The 18,702-nt window shown below is 42.3% G+C and carries 21 protein-coding genes; 1 reads left to right on the top strand and 20 read right to left on the bottom strand.

Translation table 11 applies throughout. The features are described from left to right. Positions 1-67: 67 nt before the first annotated feature. From AC5SXE_RS11510 to AC5SXE_RS11440, 15 genes are all read right to left on the bottom strand, one after another. Complete coding sequence (locus AC5SXE_RS11510) at positions 68-613, bottom strand: hypothetical protein (protein WP_303882474.1); 546 nt, start codon at positions 611-613, stop codon at positions 68-70. Further along, positions 603-1,778 carry a hypothetical protein gene (locus AC5SXE_RS11505; protein ID WP_303882475.1) on the bottom strand — a complete coding sequence of 392 codons (1,176 nt, stop codon included), beginning with the start codon at positions 1,776-1,778 and terminating at the stop codon, positions 603-605. The genes AC5SXE_RS11510 and AC5SXE_RS11505 overlap by 11 nt, the downstream gene beginning before the upstream one ends. A gap of 21 nt (positions 1,779-1,799) precedes the next feature. After that, positions 1,800-2,222, bottom strand: a complete 423-nt coding sequence (locus AC5SXE_RS11500) for a hypothetical protein (RefSeq protein WP_303882477.1) — start codon at positions 2,220-2,222, stop codon at positions 1,800-1,802. 116 nt (positions 2,223-2,338) lie between these two features. Next, on the bottom strand, positions 2,339-3,391 hold the full coding sequence (locus AC5SXE_RS11495; protein ID WP_303882478.1) for a hypothetical protein: 1,053 nt from the start codon (positions 3,389-3,391) through the stop codon (positions 2,339-2,341). A 25-nt stretch (positions 3,392-3,416) separates the two neighbouring features. Further along, positions 3,417-5,015 (bottom strand): CTP synthase, encoded by a 1,599-nt coding sequence (gene pyrG, locus AC5SXE_RS11490; protein WP_303882480.1) that lies wholly within the window; start codon positions 5,013-5,015, stop codon positions 3,417-3,419. Between the two features lie 141 nt (positions 5,016-5,156). Next, complete coding sequence (locus tag AC5SXE_RS11485) at positions 5,157-6,539, bottom strand: phosphohexomutase domain-containing protein (RefSeq protein WP_493917391.1); 1,383 nt, start codon at positions 6,537-6,539, stop codon at positions 5,157-5,159. Positions 6,540-6,544: 5 nt separating this feature from the next. After that, positions 6,545-7,957, bottom strand: coding sequence for a LysM peptidoglycan-binding domain-containing protein (locus AC5SXE_RS11480; RefSeq protein WP_303882486.1), 1,413 nt, complete (start codon positions 7,955-7,957; stop codon positions 6,545-6,547). Between the two features lie 85 nt (positions 7,958-8,042). Further along, entirely contained in the window at positions 8,043-9,386 is a 1,344-nt protein-coding gene (rho, locus tag AC5SXE_RS11475) for a transcription termination factor Rho (protein ID WP_310846957.1), read from the bottom strand. After that, complete coding sequence (fsa, locus tag AC5SXE_RS11470) at positions 9,376-10,035, bottom strand: fructose-6-phosphate aldolase (protein WP_493917390.1); 660 nt, start codon at positions 10,033-10,035, stop codon at positions 9,376-9,378. Before fsa ends, rho begins: the two co-directional genes overlap by 11 nt. Beyond that, positions 10,019-10,447, bottom strand: coding sequence for a hypothetical protein (locus AC5SXE_RS11465; protein ID WP_303882491.1), 429 nt, complete (start codon positions 10,445-10,447; stop codon positions 10,019-10,021). The genes fsa and AC5SXE_RS11465 overlap by 17 nt, the downstream gene beginning before the upstream one ends. Positions 10,448-10,824: 377 nt before the next feature. Beyond that, a complete protein-coding gene (locus AC5SXE_RS11460; protein WP_493917389.1) occupies positions 10,825-11,505 on the bottom strand; it encodes an energy-coupling factor ABC transporter ATP-binding protein in 681 nt (226 codons plus the stop codon). Beyond that, on the bottom strand, positions 11,502-12,224 hold the full coding sequence (cbiQ, locus tag AC5SXE_RS11455; protein ID WP_493917388.1) for a cobalt ECF transporter T component CbiQ: 723 nt from the start codon (positions 12,222-12,224) through the stop codon (positions 11,502-11,504). The genes AC5SXE_RS11460 and cbiQ overlap by 4 nt, the downstream gene beginning before the upstream one ends. Next, positions 12,221-12,832: a NikL family nickel/cobalt ECF transporter subunit gene (locus AC5SXE_RS11450; RefSeq protein WP_493917387.1), complete on the bottom strand. Its 612-nt coding sequence runs from the start codon at positions 12,830-12,832 to the stop codon at positions 12,221-12,223. Before AC5SXE_RS11450 ends, cbiQ begins: the two co-directional genes overlap by 4 nt. After that, complete coding sequence (gene cbiM, locus AC5SXE_RS11445; RefSeq protein WP_310846969.1) at positions 12,823-13,431, bottom strand: cobalt transporter CbiM; 609 nt, start codon at positions 13,429-13,431, stop codon at positions 12,823-12,825. The genes AC5SXE_RS11450 and cbiM overlap by 10 nt, the downstream gene beginning before the upstream one ends. A gap of 19 nt (positions 13,432-13,450) precedes the next feature. Continuing rightward, positions 13,451-14,242: a DUF4198 domain-containing protein gene (locus tag AC5SXE_RS11440; RefSeq protein WP_493917386.1), complete on the bottom strand. Its 792-nt coding sequence runs from the start codon at positions 14,240-14,242 to the stop codon at positions 13,451-13,453. A 259-nt stretch (positions 14,243-14,501) separates the two neighbouring features. Here AC5SXE_RS11440 and AC5SXE_RS11435 point away from each other — a divergent pair, with 259 nt between their 5' ends. Beyond that, positions 14,502-15,071: a flavodoxin family protein gene (locus AC5SXE_RS11435; RefSeq protein WP_493917385.1), complete on the top strand. Its 570-nt coding sequence runs from the start codon at positions 14,502-14,504 to the stop codon at positions 15,069-15,071. Positions 15,072-15,298: 227 nt separating this feature from the next. Here AC5SXE_RS11435 and AC5SXE_RS11430 read toward each other — a convergent pair whose 3' ends face one another. The 5 genes from AC5SXE_RS11430 to AC5SXE_RS11410 all read right to left on the bottom strand — a co-directional run bounded on the left by AC5SXE_RS11430 (position 15,299) and on the right by AC5SXE_RS11410 (position 18,674). After that, a complete protein-coding gene (locus tag AC5SXE_RS11430; protein WP_303883249.1) occupies positions 15,299-15,787 on the bottom strand; it encodes an ECF transporter S component in 489 nt (162 codons plus the stop codon). Positions 15,788-16,182: 395 nt separating this feature from the next. Further along, positions 16,183-16,353: a type I 3-dehydroquinate dehydratase gene (locus AC5SXE_RS11425; RefSeq protein WP_303883237.1), complete on the bottom strand. Its 171-nt coding sequence runs from the start codon at positions 16,351-16,353 to the stop codon at positions 16,183-16,185. 5 nt (positions 16,354-16,358) lie between these two features. Continuing rightward, complete coding sequence (locus tag AC5SXE_RS11420) at positions 16,359-16,727, bottom strand: type I 3-dehydroquinate dehydratase (RefSeq protein WP_493917384.1); 369 nt, start codon at positions 16,725-16,727, stop codon at positions 16,359-16,361. 244 nt (positions 16,728-16,971) lie between these two features. Then, on the bottom strand, positions 16,972-17,301 hold the full coding sequence (locus AC5SXE_RS11415; RefSeq protein ID WP_493917383.1) for a DUF4387 domain-containing protein: 330 nt from the start codon (positions 17,299-17,301) through the stop codon (positions 16,972-16,974). Between the two features lie 17 nt (positions 17,302-17,318). Beyond that, positions 17,319-18,674 (bottom strand): acyclic terpene utilization AtuA family protein, encoded by a 1,356-nt coding sequence (locus tag AC5SXE_RS11410; protein ID WP_493917382.1) that lies wholly within the window; start codon positions 18,672-18,674, stop codon positions 17,319-17,321. Positions 18,675-18,702 lie beyond the last annotated feature (28 nt).

The raw sequence follows: 18,702 nt of genomic DNA, 5'->3' as shown, positions 1-18,702 counted from the left end.
CGAAAACGTCCATGCACTCTGTAAGAAAGCAAATCTCAATTGGTTTTAGAAATGCTACGGAATACGTTTATTTTTTATGCATCCTATATACAACTTCTGCTTTGCCAGAAAGTTCCATCTCGCCGGAAAGACGTACCAACCCGTTTTGTGACCGTATCTCGATCGATTCCCCAAAGGCACGAATACCATCGTCGAAGAAAAAAAGCTGTTCATCGGGCTTCCATCGTACTTCAGGAGAATGCCAGTGAAATTGATCTCCCTTTATGCTCGTAATACCCCTTGCTTCCTTTAAAACAACGATCCCACCTGATGCTTCAGGCACGCTGCCTCTTGAAGCTTGAACTTTCCATACATTTCCACCCTTGCCCTCAATAGTAATGTTAACATCCTCCAAAATATACAAATCATTCGATTTCCAGCCTCTTTGAGCATCTAAGATATATACATTATCGTCAATTATGTTTCGATATTGTACTTTTTCGACGACGAAAGTGCTTTTTTCTTCATCACCATCGTTTTCAGTTAAATATAAATCCCTCACTAAGAAAGCAACAAAGGCAGCCACAAATAAAGCTAGGAAAACCATGCGGTATACGCGCTTTTTACCAGACAACGCGCCACCTTCCCCTTTCTTGAACCAGGCCTAAAATCTTGCTTCGCTCCACTTTAATGAGCACCATCTTTTGGATGCCGCTGATTTTTGCCTTATCGTCACTGACCCAAGTCACATCGTAACCATCTTTAAAAGCCCATCGTATATTCGATTCCATGGCAGCCTTTTCAAATTCCTCCATGGTGTACTGCCTCTTTGTCTCGGAAGCCAGCAGTTCATACATTGTATTTAAATCTCCCTCTATCCAACTTTCCACAAAGAGGGTCACTACTTCTTCCTTAGTCATTGAAGTTTCTTTTTCTATTTTCTGTAGAATTTCCTTTAATGAAACATCTATTTCGCTCTTGGTAGAATTCTTCTGCACCTGGAGCAACGGATCAGGCCCCGGAGGCAAAATCACTGGTTCCTCAGGATATTTTGTGGCATCCTCAAAACTCGAAGGCTCATCGAGTGAATCATCCGATTCTTCATTTGGAGGAAGTTCTTTTTGGGCATCTTTTATTTCTTCCGAAACCGGTAATTCCACGATAATTTCTTCCATGGTTAGTGAATCTTCAACAATTGTTTCGGGCTGAATTGACGTCTCAACCGCTTCTTTTTTCTCTTTGACTTCCTCGGCTAGCAAGGCAGTTGAATCGAAGGAAAATCGCATTTCCCTTGGGTAAACACCGCTCAAGATGACCGTAAAAGCCTTAGAGGTAACTTTAGGGAAAAAAACCAAACCTTGCAAAATGCCATTGATGGGTTCGTCAAAATTGCTGTCATAAGCTGCCAAAGGCAGTTTTTCCCCATCGACCTCCAGTAAGAGATGTTCTGACAAAGGCTTTAAATTTAGTGACTTTAATCCAAAATTGTAAATAGTCAAAAGAAAAGGCTCACATTCCTCCATCCTGAGATCTTTGACAAAGGCTTGGCGATAAGCCTCCCTTTCTCGCTCGCCAAGCCTTTGTCTTTCTGCTTCTATCGAAACCCATGGATCAACAATGTCTTCTGGATAATGCACAATCCAGACCAGACAATCCGTCCCCCAATGAAATGAAGTGCATTTTTCGAGTTTTTCAACGAGATCGATAGTCTCCTCTTGCGCTCGTGAAGGCGAAGCAACAAGACAAAACATGGCAAACATTGCCAAGCTTAAAAAAACAACAGCTCTTTTATTGACCACCAAGAGAGAATTCTCCTCTTTTTAAAGTTTATAGTCAATGACGGCCGAGACCCCCACGCCCTGAACTCTTCTAAATCGCTCTAAGGGATTAAGCGAATCTATGGGTATTAAGATTTCTATCCTGAAACGATCTTTAAAAACAGCATCTATTCTAGCAACAGCCTTTGTCGCATCTACGGCAGATTTGGGTCCGGAAACTTGTGCAGCACCAATGCGGGTCCCCTGACCGGCAGAAACTATCGGCACAACTTTTGTCATGTTCTCCGCCGCAACACCTCTGTTTATAGTCACGGTATTTATAAAATCGTTAAGAGGTTCTGCGATAGTTTCTACCAGAAATCCTCCCCCAATGACCCCTATTATATCGGAAATATCAAGAGCATACGCCAAACCGCCAAAGGCTATCGCAGCAAACAAAGTCAAAACGACCACAATTTTTTTCATTACAAACCCCTCCGTTAATGCGCGAATATTCCAACAATAACCATCGTCTTTTATTTAGTCAAACCGCCCTGATATCATTTGATTTGACCAATCAATTTTTGTTTCTCTAAATGTTCTCACTTTTCTTTTGCATTTTTATCTTTCACACTTTTTGTCGATGATTCTGTATCATTCTCCTCTTCCTCCTCTGGCGGCTGAGGAACTTCAGAGGGGCGTATTATGCTATGCAATACTTCAGGAACAGGATAAGCTCTAACAGTGGTGATATTGGCTGTTTCCAAATAAAATGGAGTACCCTCGGGAATATTCTTAACGTCTCCCCTAACCAAAGCACCTCCAGCTAACCCCAAAGGCCCAAGCAAAATGGCGCCCACAAAGCTTGCTCCAGCCGCAGCCACGACAGTATCATCAGCCTTACTTGCCTTTTCAGCCTCGGGGCCTAACATTACTGGTATTTTATTGATCACATCGAGAGGAACGATGTGATCAAAAGCTATTTTTACTTCCGAAGACCTTCCAAAACTTCTAGGGGGCTTTATGCTATCGATATGGCCCAGAACACGACTTTCAGAGGGAGCAATCAAGGCGGTGTCCACGACGAAATCTCCCAGGAGCACAAGTTCGACAGGGTCACCAACCTTAACTTCCTGAGGGGACAGGGAATTTTTCAACGCCACTTTAAACACTTTTTCCTTCGGAACTTCAATTTCCTCCCAAAGAACTCCTTCTGGTAATATTAAGCCAATTATACGCTCCAACCTCATGGCAAAAGGCCCTTCAATATTCGGTTCGCCCTCCAGTAACTTTTCTATAGCCTCGAGGCGCTCCTTTAAGTTCCCCTCACCTACTTGCTGTGTCACAATCCACTCGGCGACACCCAGCTTAAAGATAAAAGATGGCTGTTCGGGAAGTCCGTTCTCTAAAAAGTTTAAAAAGGCTTGCTGTCTTTCGGCAAGACTTCCGGGTAATTCCCTCCCAAAATAAGCCTTCTCAATCTCAGCTAAACGAGATATTAATCCACCGCTTTTAGGTTGGCCGTAAGTCAACGTCTCTATATGTGCTAAAATCTCAAAAGGAGGTCGATCAACAGCTTCTTCTCCCGTTGCAATCATACTTGCTGAGACGATCAATGCTACCGTTAAAATAGCAAAAAGCGCTTTCCACTTCATGGCAGCTACTCCTTTCTTTTTAATGCTACCCTTGAGAGTGCCTTATAGCTGCTTCAATAAACGAAGCAAAAAGAGGATGTGGCCTGGTTGGACGCGATTTGAACTCGGGATGAAACTGGACGCCGACAAACCAAGGGTGATCCTTTAACTCAACTATTTCTACCAAATTTCCGTCAAGGCATACCCCTGAAACAATCAAGCCTTCCTTTTCCAAGCGATTTCTATAATCGTTATTAAACTCCCATCTATGACGGTGTCTCTCGTACACCGTAGACAATCCGTACGCTTTGTAAGCCAACGTGTTTGTTTTTATCTCGCAAGGATAAGAACCTAGCCTCATGCTTCCGCCAATTTTTGAAATATCTTTTTGCTCCTCGAGTAAATGGATTACTGGATTAGGAGTCCCGGGATCAAACTCGGAACTATGAGCCGATGCTATGGAACATACATTCCTTGCAAATTCGATCACAGCTATCTGCATCCCGAGGCACAAGCCAAAATAGGGAATTAAATTTTCGCGCGCATATCGCGCTGCCATAATTTTACCTTCGATGCCTCTTCTACCAAACCCCCCTGGGACAAGGATAGCATCTACCCCTTTAAGGGTGTCAACACCAAGTCTCTCAACTTCCTCGGCCTCAATATAACGAACACAAACTTTAGCATCATTATTTACGGCGGCATGCTCTATAGCCTCGTTTACCGAGAGATAAGCATCCTTATGGCCAACGTATTTACCTACCAATGCTATTTCGGCTCTTTTTGAGGGCGATTTACTTCGCCGCAGATAATCCTCCCACTCCCGAAGATCGGGCTCATCAGTTCTATCAAGACCCAACATTCCCATGACCATGACATCGAAGTTTTGGTTTTGCAAAAGCATCGGAATTTCGTAAATGTTATCGACGTCTATAGCCTCGATCACGCCTTTTTTCTTAACATTACAAAACAGGGCTATTTTGTCTTTTAACTCATCATTTAGTGGGCGACTTGTCCTGCAGACTACTATATCGGGCTGTATTCCTATCCGCCTAAGCTCGTTCACACTATGTTGTGTTGGCTTTGTTTTTGACTCTCCGGCAGTGGGAATAAAAGGAACTAAGGTGACATGGCAATAAACAACGTTTTCTCGGCCTACCCTATAACCAAGTTGCCTTATAGCCTCCAAGAAAGGCTGTCCTTCTATGTCCCCCACAGTTCCTCCGATCTCGACCAAAATCACGTCGTAACCTTCGCCAGCCTTCAGGATCCTTTCTTGTATCTCATTCGTAATGTGAGGAATGACTTGAACGGTAGCCCCCAGATACTTCCCCTCCCGTTCTTTTTTTATAACCGAAGAATAAACCTGACCGGTAGTTACGTTATTCTTAGCTGCAAGAGGTTCATCTATAAAACGTTCATAATGCCCAAGATCTAAATCAGTTTCCGCACCATCGTCTGTAACAAAAATTTCTCCATGTTGATAGGGATTCATTGTTCCTGCATCCACATTGATATAGGGGTCCAACTTAATAGCCGTTACCTTATATCCTCTCCGCTTGAGCAACAACCCAAGAGAGGCTGCTGTTATGCCTTTTCCAAGAGACGATACGACTCCTCCTGTAACAAAAATAAATTTATTCATTCAAGCTTACCTCCATCGTATGCCTTATTCACCTTCGCAACGCCCCAAGATTATATGATCATATCATCTAAAAAGGCCGAGGAGACTCTTCTCTCGGCCAAGGATATCAAAGAGAAAACAGAATAACATGGTTAAAATTGCTTATTTTGCATCAAGTCCAAACACCCTTATTGCGCCGGCTTTAAATTTATCTAAAATATCATCACTTTTAGCTTCGATGTATAGGCGCACGACGTCCTCCGTTCCCGAAGGCCTGAGCAAAACCCACGCTTTGTCGCATACTATTTTCAGGCCATCATCCCTTTTTATTGACAAAACATCCTCACCGCAAAAAGTATTATCTTGCCATTCTCCGATTAAAGCCACCAGTTTCTCCTTTTGCTCATGAGTAATATTAAAATCAATTCTGGTCGATACATACCTCGCGCCTATTTTGTCATATAGATCATCAAGTAACGCCCTTAAGGGACGCTTTGTCTCGCAAACCACTTTTAAAACAAGGAGGCAGATCAAGATGCCGTCCTTTTCAGGCACGTGTCCCGATATAGAAGCACCGCCCGACTCTTCTCCGGCAAGCAAAACATTTTCCTTTAAAAGCAACTGACTAAGGTATTTAAATCCCACGGGGGTCTCCCAAACGGGTTGACCCTCATGTCTGGCGATTTCATCCAACATATGAGTTGTAGCTACAGTCCTTGCCACGCCACCTCTTTTGCCCAATTCCAATAAATAAGAGTAAAGAATCGCCAGAATATAGTTGGCAGGGTAAAATTCGCCATCCACATCGACAACTCCAAAGCGGTCAGCATCTCCATCGGTGGAAAGTCCAATGACACCTAATTCCTTGGCTTTGCATGCAAGTTCCCTTAACGTTTCTTTTTTTGGCTCAGGGCTCAATCCCGCGAAATCGGGACGCAAGTCTTCATGTATTGCCGTCACTTCAAACCTTGATTCTTTTAAGATTCTCGGTAAATACCTTCCGCCCACACCGTGCAAAGTATCGATGACTATTTTTTGACCATTCCCCTCAACTTGAGCCAAGTTTTTTATATGAGATATATAAACATCAGTAGGATCGAAGCATTCTGTATCTTTTTCAAGTATTTTGACATCAGGGGGAGCTGTAGCAATATATGACTCGATTTTATCGGTTATGCTGGGAATTGCAGGCCCAGCATAAGAAGGAATGAACTTTAGCCCTTGGTAATCGAGGGGGTTATGACTTGCAGTAAACATTATCGCTCCCTCGGCATTTAAATGTTTTACCGCAAAGGCACACACGGGCGTAGCTGTGGGACCTTCGAGTACAATTGGTCGAAGTTTCATGCCTGCCAAGACCTGGCTTGAAATCCTTGCGAACCTTTCCCCCAGAAAACGGCCATCTCGTGCCACCAAAAGAGTGGCACCCTCTCCTGATTCTTCAAGGATATATTTACCTATTGCCCAAGCAACTTTCTTGACATTTTCTACGATGAAATCGTCAGCTATTATCCCACGCCACCCGTCTGTCCCAAATTTGATCATATACGTCACCTCAAATACTTCAAAGGATTAACAGGCACGTTGCCCTTTCTAACCTCAAAGTGCAAATGTGGCCCTGTAGCTCTCCCTGTGCTTCCTACTCTTGCAATGACCTGACCAGCGCTAACTCTCTGGCCTCTCTTGACCGAGATGCTGCTGCAATGACCATAAAGCGTCTTATAGCCTCTCCCATGATCAATTACGACCGTTCGCCCATAACCTCCCATCCATCCGGCGTAAACCACGTGACCAGCTGCAGACGCAACTATTCGAGTACCCCTCGGTGCCGATATGTCCAGTCCCGTATGCAAATCTCTACGCCTGGTAATCGGATCCGTTCGGTACCCGAAACGACTCGTTAACCTACCTCTTAATGGCCACCTAAAACTCGCGGAGGCGCTGTGATCGCCAGCTGCTGTGGAGCGGGATGAGATGTTAAGCTCTTTTGCGCCCGGTAAAAATATTTCACTACCGGCTACCAGAGTTGTCGCACCGTCAATAGAGTTAGCAGAAACTATGGCTTCCGCGTAAATTCCATACTTTTTTGCTATCTCGCTCAGGGTATCGCCCTTTGCAACTTTGTAAAATATTCCATCCTGATTAGGTATCCTCAACTTAGTACCAGGTTTTAGGACATCCGGGTTTTTCAAGTCATTGCATCCAAACAAAGTGTTAATATCTAGATTAACCTTATTCGCTATGGACCAAAGATTATCCCCCTCTTGAACTACATAGGTGTGTGTTTCTATTTTGGAAGCTTTTTTAGCCTCTTCCTCGGCTTTGGCCCTCCTGCTTAGCAGTTCTTTTAAAACTACTTCCACCTTTTCTTTTGATGTCGGTATCAAAAGCACATCGCCGATGTTTAGTTTGTGAATATTGCTTATTTGATTGGCCTTAGCGATATCTTCCACAGAAATCCCATATTCAGCGTATCTTTTAACAATCGTTTCTAGCGTCTCTCCTTGCTGGACTTCATGAATACGATAGTCAGGAGCTGCTTCTTGAAACTTTATATTCTCGCTACTTTTGGCTGATTCAAAGCCTGAATCATCGCCATCTAAGTATTCCTTTTTTAACTCACCCAGCCGTTCTTCAACTTCGATGCTCTCATTTTCTACCGTTTCGCCTTCACTAAGTTCTAGTCTCATTTCACTAAACACGATGGCTCCTGAACCTTCGGGGAGCGGGCCGATGGCATTGTAATCTCCTTCGGGTATAAGCAGATCCGTCACATCAACAATCAGATATCCCGGAAGACTGTACTCTTTTCCCTCCAAAAAGTTTTCCCACGCCTCGCTTTTGGACCTTTGCAGGGCAGCAACGGTAATAAACATCGTGGCTGAAATCATCAAACCAATGAAGATAAAAAAATCAAACCTCTTTCTAAAGGAATTACTATCCGAGCTATCGTGTTCGGGCATTTCTCTCCCTCCTACTAAATCCAGGCTATTGCTGCAGTCCAGGATAAAGTTAACCTAAAAATGAAAAGAATGCAACCTCAAAATATCAAACTTTAATAGTCATTAGAAATTCCTTATTCGATGACGTTTGTCTTAGTTTTTCCAATATTAGATTTAGTACATCCGCTTCATCGAGGTTGGCAATCCTTCGACGTAACGTCCATATCTTCGTGAGTTCTTCTTCGCTTAAAAGCAATTCTTCTCTTCTTGTTCCAGATCTAAGAAGATCCATGGCGGGAAAAATTCTTTGTTCAGCTAGTTTGCGCGAGAGGTGAATTTCCATATTGCCGGTACCCTTAAATTCTTCGTAGATTACATCATCCATCCTGCTTCCCGTATCAATTAGGGCTGTGCCTGCTATTGTCAAGCTTCCGCCTTCTTCAATATTTCTTGCGGCCCCAAAAAATCTCTTTGGGAAATACAACGCAACCGGATCCATTCCTCCAGACAACGTTCTTCCAGAGGGCGGGACAACTAGATTAGATGCTCTGGCGAGTCTGGTAATGGAATCTAGAAGCAAGGCGACATCTCTGCCCGTTTCGACAAGGCGTTTTGCCTTCTCGATTGCTAAATTTGCAACTCTTATGTGTTCTTCTGCAGGCCTGTCAAAGGTAGAAGCTATAATTTCTCCATCTACGGAACGTTGCATATCCGTGACTTCTTCCGGCCTTTCGTCGATTAAAAGAACCATAAGTATAACTTCAGGATTATTTACCGTAATGGCGTTGGCAATCTCCTTTAGAAGCGTCGTTTTGCCAGCTTTTGGGGGAGAGACTATTAAAGCCCTTTGTCCCTTTCCTATGGGAGCGAAGAGGTCTATTAAGCGGGTGGATAAGATCTCTGGTCGGGTTTCAAGCTTCAGTCTTTCATTCGGGAATATAGGCGTGAGACGTTCAAAGTAAGGCCTTTGTCTTGACATCTCCGGATCAGAGAAATTTACCATCTCTACCCTTAGCAAGGCATCGTAGTGCTCTTGATCCTTCGGAGGTCTTACTAAGCCCCACACTACGTCTCCGTTGCGTAAATCGAAGCGCCTAATTTGAGACGCAGAAACGTATATATCTTGATCGCTCGGCAACAATCCCGCGTGCCTCAAGAAGCCATATCCTTCGGGCAATATCTCCAACGTTCCGCCACTAAATCGCAATCCAAGTTTATCCGCTTGTCTTGCCAAAATAGCGACCACTAAATCATCTTTGCGCCTAAGTGTTGTAACTGAGGGAACGGAGATTTCCTTCGCAATCTGTCGCAACTCCTGGATTGTCGCCTTCATCAAATCTCTAAAAGTATACCTGGGGCGCGGAACTGCTGTAACCACTTCTTGCTCTTCCTCTACCGTTAATTTCTTTGTGCTTTCTGTTGCTTTGTCTTCTAAGGCATTAGTTCCCATGGTCTTTAATATATACCTCCCAATCTTCTAGAAACTTCTTTATTCCTATGTTGGTCAGTGGATGATTGAACATCTGCTCCAATACTTTAAAGGGAAGCGTAATGATATGAGCACCAGCTGCAGCTACCTCAAAAACATGGCGTGGATGCCTGATGCTTGCGGCAATTATTTGGGTATTGAAATCATGAACCAAAAAAAGCTTTGATATGTCATATACTAACCCAACTCCATCTTCGCCAATGTCATCTAAACGACCTATAAAGGGGCTTACATAAGTTGCTCCAGCTAAGGCCGCCAATAACGCCTGCTGAGGAGAAAAAACTAGCGTTACATTTATAGGGACACCTTCCTCGGAAAGTTTTTTAGTGGCTGACATGCCCTCTTTGGTCATGGGTATTTTTATTACTATATTAGGATCTAAGGCACTTAACACTCTAGCTTCCTTGATCATATCATCCGTTTTAGTTGATATGACTTCGGCGCTTACTGGACCCTTTACAATATCTGCTATTTTCTTTACATGTTCATGAAATGATGAGGCTTTTTCCTTCGCCACCAAAGAAGGGTTGGTGGTAACGCCACTAATTACTCCCCACTGTAAGCCCTTTTCAATTTCAGAAATATTTGCTGTATCAAGGAAAAGTTTCACCAATCATACCCCCAATCGAAAACGAAATGTTGGACAAACGTTCTCCCATACATACTATCGAAAACTCATACAACCCTTTTTTCAGCGGCGCTCCATCATCACGTAACAAGTAAAAGATCCTTGTGCCCTTTCCGTCCAAATTAACTTCCTCACTGTGTATCAACTTGCCCTCATAGAACCATTCAACATGTGTTTCAAAATAGCCTCTTCCACAATAACTAAAAGCAACGCATACCTGTGTTATTCCGTAGGGGAAATTGAAAGAATCGGAGATTCTCCTAATAGGAGTCAGATCATGATTTAAATCTTCACATATTACAACATTAGAAATCTCGACTGCGTTATAGATCATATTGCTGCGTACCGCAGCAACGAAGGAAGGAACTAAAACTAGAGCGACTATGAACATCATTATCAAAGGTCTCCTAGTCGCATCGCCCATTAATAAATACCACACCTTCCTCGATCTGGCAAGTAGAACGCCAATTTTACACAAAATTACAAGCACATTGCACGCAAGTATTAGATAATATAGCAATACGCTGAATTAATAGCAGAAACTCTTCTTTTTTTATTGCAGGGAATCATTATTAATAATACTACGAAAAAGGCAATTTTACAGCAGCTTTTATTTACTCCTTCGATCAATCCAAAAGCTGCTATTTCATAATGTATGCCATTTGATCGAATCTCGGTTTGCCCTAAAAACAACTGGTGAAAACTAAAACGGAAGGTGTTAATTTCTTCTTAGTAAATTTGTCTAAAGACTAATTTCTAATCTAATATTTTTTACAAAATTCTCCCAGGCGTTTTGGATAAAAATCTAAGTTTTCCGGAGGAAAGCTCATACCAGTGGGAGACAACGTGCTCCAAAAAATTTGTATCGTGCGAGGCTATAACGATGGCTTTATCAATGTTTCGTAAAATGAATATAAGATTTTTCCACGCATCTTCATCTAAGCCGTTTGATGGTTCATCCAACAATAGAAGTTCCGGGTCCATTGCAAGTACAGCAGCCAAAGCTCCCAGGCGTTTTTGGCCTCCCGAAAGAGCGTAAGGAGGTTTGTGGGCCAAATCTTCGATGTTTAACATTTTTAAAACTTGCCACGCCCTTGTAAATGCTTCATCCTTGCTTAGTCCCATATTTAACGGGCCGAAAAGGACATCGTCAAATAAGGTAGGGCAAAACAACTGATCTTCAGGGTCTTGCAATAGAAAGCCTACTTTTCGTCGGAGATATCGCAGGTCTTTCTTCGTTCTAATTTCCTTTCCCTCAAGTATGATCTTGCCTTTTAGCAGCGGACCCAGCAAACCCATGATTATATAAAAAAGTGTAGTTTTACCTGCGCCGTTTTTCCCAATTATGCATACCTTTTCCTTTGGGAAAATCTCTAAATGAAGATTCTTAAAAAGCATAGGATTGCCCGGATAGGCAAAACAAAGATTTTCAACTTGTAACAACGGCATCATACCACCAAACACCCCATTAGCGAAGCAAAAAGCATGACTATTCGAATGACGTCAGGACGAGAAAGCTTGGCTTGATGTGTAGAAAAAGGAAATGAGCCATCAAACCCTCTGAGAAGCATTGCATCGTAGACTCGCTGTGAGCGCATAATGCTTCGTATTAACAACATGCCGATTAAGTTGCCGTAAGTGTGGAAAGTAGAAAGATTTAAAGAAGGAGCAAATCCTCTCAAAATCATGCCATGTTGAATTTTTAGAGCCTCTTCACCCAGAACATGCACGTATCTATAGGTGAAATGAAGCAAAACGATTAATTTGCGAGGAATGTGGAGCTGATTTAAAGCCTGCAATAATTCTGGCATAGATGTTGTTTGCAGTAGGGCCATAAAAGCTAATACCGCAGCGTGAACGCGAATCGTAATGAGAGCTGCCATGCGCATCCCGTCTTCAGAAAAAAAGGGAAGTGTTAACCAGATCATCAAGACAAACCCATCCAAAGCAATTAAGCGTTTCAGCAAAGTTTTTAAGGGTATGCGAGAAATTGCAACCAAAAAGATAGAATAGGCCAGCAGAAAAACTTGTGCCGAAAAAGAATTTAAAACAGCGATGCATATGGCTACAGCCAACGTCAAAACAACCTTTAAACTGGACGGGACACGTCTCAAAAAACCATATGAAGTTTCATCATGATAATCTAGCGCATGAACGTTAATTACGCTCACGACTTCTTCTCCCCCTTGACCCATAAGATAACTCCTACTAAACCGAATATATATCCAATGCCCCCCATAATCTCACTGAAACCAGGGCTTGATAATTCCTTGCGTAGTTGTAATAACTCATTGCGTAGAGGATCAAGTTCGCTCCGCACAGCCGTCCGCATCAATGAAAGGAGGTCCTCTTCCCTCAAATGCAGTAACTCGTCTTCGTCTTTGCTTTCTTCAAAGTAGCTTTTCTCGCCTGCCCGCGTGGTCAAGACGTCTTCCTGCGCAGGAAGACTTATCGTTGTTTGACCCTGGTGACCCATGCCAGCGTTAACAATGATCAAAAAATCCCCCTTCTTTGAAGCACCGACGCTTATAACAAACTTACCTTCTTTGTCAGTATGACTTTTACATATAACCACGTCATCACGTAGGTCTTTTATAACTACATCGCAATCTCTTGCCGGAGCTCCATCGCTAAAGTAAGCTTCGCCCACTACGGCATCATTCTCGAAATAGGCAAAGACGTTTAATTTATGAGCATTGGCCACAGAGGGGCATATTACTGTAGAAAAAATTATAACTGCCATAACGATCAATGGTTTCAACCTTATATTTATTCCCATTTTTTGCACTCTCCTACAAAAGAAGGCATCGCTTTGAAGATAAACGTCATGACAAAAGCACCTATTATTGATTCAATGATTACGACGGGAATGTGAGCAAATAAAACTAATTTCGCTGTAACAACAAATACGTCTCCACTAAAAGCAAGAGCGAGTGCCGTAAATACACCAGCTAAAACAACGCCTACTCCCCCTGCAATTGCTCCACCAAGCCAAGGCGGCTTTCCGGAACTAATGATACACCTGCCCAAATAGCCCCCTATAATCCCTGATAATGCCATGGTAGAAGTATTTACGCCGAGCACCGCAAGCCCTCCAAATTGAAACAGCAACACCTGCAAAAATAGAGCAACGAGATACGCAGGAAAAAGCTTGAGGCCCAACAGAAGCCCTCCTATGCCGTTAAGTACAAGATGAACACTCGTTGGCCCAACGTTAATGTGAACTAACGAAGAAACAAACAATGCCGCAGATACTATTCCCACGCGAGGCACTTTGTCTATTTCCATTTTTTTTAGGCCAGCCGCAACGCCTATAACTGCACACGCAGCTCCAATGGCCAAAGTATGAACAGAAAGAACTCCTTCAGAAATATGCATTACCTTACCTTACTTTACCTTACTTTACCTTTTCAGCCCTTATCCACAAAACTGCTCCAAGCTCAACTCCAACCTCTTCCTTGCCGTCCGGAGATTTTACTTTTTCAGGAGCCTCTGCCAAAGCAGCAAATCCCCACCAACCATCCCAGGGCATAGCATAGGTAAATATTCCCTGATCATCTGTTCGTACAACTTGAGTCATGTAGGCATCGGCAGGTGCTTTTACCAATGACTTTTCATTGTAGAATTCAACTTCCACATCGGCGCCTTTCAAAGGCTCACCATCAACAATGACTTTCCCCTGAAAGACATTTCCAGCCCATAACCCGTAAGGCCTGGTAAGCGGAATTATCTCGGCTCGAAGCCCTACCGGTTTATCCCAGCCTTCCTCCATTCCAAAGGCATTTACGACGGTCTTAGTACAATGGATTATAAATATACCTTCAGCAGGTTCCCAGTAAGGGGTTGGTTCTACAAAGAAAACATGATCCCCCGGTCGTTTAATTTTGTAGGTAGTCTCCCAGCTCTTTAGGCCCTCCTCAGAAGTATTTGCCCTTAAAGTGTCTAAGAGATTTATCTTTTCCGAACGTATCACAACTCCAAATTGACGCGGCCTTTCCATGTCCATTAATTGCTGTTCAAAGGGATGGGTAAAGAGTACTTTTAATTCTAAATTTGTGTCTCCGCCTTGCGAAACGATGTTGTTGCTTGGCAATATAACCTGAAAATGTGCCCATAACGGTGAAACGAAGCCAAAGGTGCAAAATGCCAACAATATCCCGATCACAATTCTTCTCGATGTATGGTTCATCAAAGCTCCCTCCGATTCGTGTTACGATATTTGCATTTAGTATCACTCAACGAGGGATATCTGTCAAGGGAAATACAAGAAAAAGATGGTAAGATTATATTAGTGCTTTGAACATCATGACATTTAAAAATGACAGTTAATATAGCTTTGCAACATTAACTGATAGATTGTCGACAAAATTAAAAGACTTATAAACCAGAACAAGAAAGGAGATGAGTTGCTGGCAAGCCTTTAGCCAGCAGAAATAATGAGTACGGATATGAAAAGGATCGTCTTTTTCTTAGGAAGTCCCAGGGTCAACGGAAACAGCGAAAGGTTAGCCAGAGCTTTTGCTGCAGGAGCTCAATCAAAAGGAGCAGAGACAATATTTTTTAGGCTCCAAGACATGACGTTAAAAGGATGTACTGATTGCAGGCAATGCTGGACAAAAGACAAACATTGCATAATAGACGATGGCATGGCTCAACTGTACGAGACCATAGATAAATCAAATGTACTCGTATTCGTCACGCCCGTTTACTGGTATAGTTGGAGCGCTCAAATCAAGGTCGTTTGGGATAGAATGTTGCCATACATCTCAGAAAAAACAAAAAGCGTCATTACTGGCAAGGAATGCGTATTGCTAGCTACTGCTGGGGATATATACGAAAGCGCTTTTAATGGTGTTTTGGAATCCTTTGACCGATCTACTTCCCTTTTAGGCCTCAACGTGGCAGGTAAAGTATGTGCCTACAACGTTTACGACATTGGCGATATAGAGCAAAACGATTGGCTAAATCGCGCGAAAGAACTCGGAGTAGCTGTAGGCGGGCAAATTAAGGAGAGTTAGAGAAGTCATTAGAATCTGAAAATAATTTTTAAACCGACATCAAAAAATCATATCTAGCATAGTCGTCTTTACGTGATACCAAGTTTAGTCCACTAAAAGACTTCGCAATTGTCATTCTGTTGCCAGCTACGCAGTCTACAAGGTACAAAATAACATACCTGAATAAACCATAGCAACTCCAAGAAATTCTTGGAGACATTTGTCTTTTCAAATTATAATGCCTTAAATTACCTGAAGAAAATCTTTTTTATCGGTCCTTCTATGTGAGGGAGAACGATCAGGGCGATCACTGCTCCAACCCCTGTTTGAGCAAGATCAGTAAAAAACTCTATAGGAGCAACTTTCCAGCCGTAAAGAAAGCCAGCTGCACAGGTGTAGCCGGCAATCATCACACATGCCCCTGTAATTACTGCCTTTTTTCTGTTATGTCTCATCTTGCCTACCAAAAATCCCTCGATCCCCTTAATTAAAAATGTAAAAGGAGCCCAAAGAGGATATCCGAGCACAATATCTGCAAGCGCGCCACCAATCCCGCCGCAAATTGCACCGTATTTAGATCCCATTAGAAGAGCAATACAATATAACGCCCCCTCGCCAAGATTGAAATAAATTCTATATCCTGGCATGGGAACATGAATCATAGTGGCAACAGCAACAAGACCAGCAAAAAGTGCTCCAAGCGCTATTTCTTTTGCTCCGCCTCGAGATGTAGACACCATCCTTCGCCTCCTTCGTCACAACTAAATCATCCAGGTGCTTATTTGCGTACAAACAAACTCGTCTCGAAATATCTCCGTTGGAGCATATATTCTTTATATCACACTCGCTGAGTCTTGGATAATACCAGCACTCGAGTCAAAGGCTATTTTTTGGTATGTTGTTTCATTGTAAGTATTTGATTATATACAAAGCAAAGTCTAGTTGCAAAGACTTGTTAGTACGGGAATAAGTAAAGGCCCAGCTTTAGCGCTTCTTTTAGCAGGGCCAGCTATATTTTTACTTAAACGCATGGAGTTGCATGTCAGGCGTTACTTCGCCATTGGGACTTTCTGATCAGCTCTAAAGTACCTGTAAGATTTTCACAGACTAAAGTGATTTCTGAAAACTCGTCTCATGAATTCAAGGCCTGGGTCAAATCCAAACCAAAAAGCAAACCTGCGTTTCGGGTTATGGAGCCTAACGGTCCCATGGGCATGGTGACCAAGGGGGTTTTGGGAAGCTCGCGCCTTGCCAGCAACGTCGCAGCAAGCAATGTCAATACGTCCTCCATGGACTGGGGCATGACGGCTACCTTAGCGATATCGCCACCAAAGGCGATTTCTTTATATAAAACATATATGAAACATCCCTCGTTTTGCTTGCCACTTTTTGAAAGCCACCCTCAAGATGGCTCCTGCAAGTCAAAAGCAAAGGGATGTCGTTGGTCAACCTTCTGGTTTCTTTAAGCATATTCAAAGAAGTTTGCATGTCAGTTATGAAGTTCCAAGCATCAGCTCTAAGCTCGATAACATCGGGAGACCCTCCAACTGCTGTTTTTGTTTCCTCTAAGACAGCATCGGGCGTTTTTTCCACCAAAGGGAAGCAGATTAAGGGATTATCTCCTCCAAAGCCCTCTGCCCCTAATGATAACTGGCTTGGTTGCCTTTGGTCTCGCAAATTGCCACTTCCTCTTTTTAGATTAGACGAGGAATTTATAAAAAGCAAAGGATACTATCTCTCATCTGTATCTTTTGTGTAACATAGAGTACGTTGTTTATTACTATCCATTACAAAGTAAATGTTATATTTCAACCGATTTTATAATTTCTTGTTTTCTACTTATTATATCATGCTATGTTCCCAAAAATCGTAGAAATAACACCTTCAACAAAACTCATCGAGCGTGTCTTAAAGTATACATTCATTCTTTAGCAGGAATACTAATATTCATTAATGGCGCGTGCTGCTGAGCTCCATATACGTCCGTATCTCCTACGCTGCCCGAGTCAACATGTCTTTTCATAGTAACCTTAAAAGCCAAGGCTTGGTCAAAAAAAACGAGATGAAATACATCTTCTCCTTTAATATTATACAATTTGCAAATTAATTCCCTTGTAATTACACCTGAATTTTTAACCAAAAAATAGCTTTCCTTGCTTTCAAAAATTACATCCAATGTCAATTCAAATGGACCAGCATTTTTGCTCCTTAAAACCTTAGCGAGATCATAGAGCGAAACTGTTTTACTCATAAATATACCTCCACTTATCAAAGATCAACAAATTTAGTAGAAAACAACTCACATGGATCGGCAACAAAGTCCAAATGATAAATGGTAAATTTATAAACAGGACCAAAAGGAATATCTGATGGAGAATACAAAAATGCGAGATTTCCAGCAGTAGCTTTTCTTCCTTTATAAGGGAAATGCATTAATGTAGATCTAACAGCTGCACAAATGGTATTTGCTAACTCCTGCGTGACGGCAACAACTTCAATCACAATGCCAAGTTCATGACTAACTTCTGTCTCTGGTTCAAGAGGTCCCATTACGCCATTCTTGCCATAAAGGTGAAACAAAATTTTGTATTGATCGTTTGGTATCTCGTAAAAATAGTCACTTACTTGTTCAATGACTTCTCCTTTAATTTCCTCTATGTTACTTATCATAATGGGATCCCTTATTCCTGCAATAACCAGAGTCCGATAGGCAATCTGTGCAGCCCCTTCTAATTTTATGGTATACCTTTCGCTTTTTAGATATTTACTACCCGATACCTTAACGATACCTTCTTTAAATTGTTCAAATGTGCAGCCTGATAGATCTAGCTCAGAGCCAGGTCCTAGCAAATGATAGGGATGATCTTTCTCATAAAGAGTGTGTGCTGCCACAGAGGTGGTATAGCATTTTCTCTTTTCGTTTAAAGGCTCTACTAAGAAATGGTCGTCCCTCAAATATCCCATTATGCAATCCTTGGTCGTTCCTGGTTCAGCACATAAAGCTCCACATTCTAGTATCTTGCCAAGATGGTAGGCCAATCCTGAATCAAAGCCTTTATAAATAGGATAAGCTGCAAATACTGAAGGATCATAGGCTCTACCTGCAACAATAAGCTGAGCTCCATTCTCTAGGGCCATAACAATCGGCTCATGACCCATTTGCCCAACAATATTGTTTGTTTGATCAAGAGCTTCCTTAGTCAATTCAGGAGCAGGGCCAAGTGGTTTGATTTCATTTTTTGCAATTTTTTCTCGAACATGTGACTTGTCCACATCAGCATATATTACGGCTGTTTTGAAATTGAGTCCTTTATCGCTTACAATCTCTTTTATTATATCCATTGTCCATTCCACGTGAGGCTTCGCTCCTGCACCCCCAGCTGATCCAATGATAACAGGTATTTGCATTTCATAACTAGCAATAAGCATCGGTTCCAAATCTTTTTTTGTAGCCTGCCTGCTTACAATGCCTACACCAGCTCCTAACTTATGCGGACCAGCATCAGTAGAGCCAGCATCAACTGCTATAAGATCGGGTTTTCTTTTTAAGCCATTCTCAAAAGAATTTCTTGGATAACCATAGCCCAAAATACCACAAGGTGATAGTATTTTTAATTCTTTCATGCTTTTAATTCCCCTCTATCTTTAGTAA

The sequence above is a fragment of the Acetomicrobium sp. genome, assembly GCF_059026225.1.
This window is presented reverse-complemented; position numbering and strand designations above follow the sequence as displayed.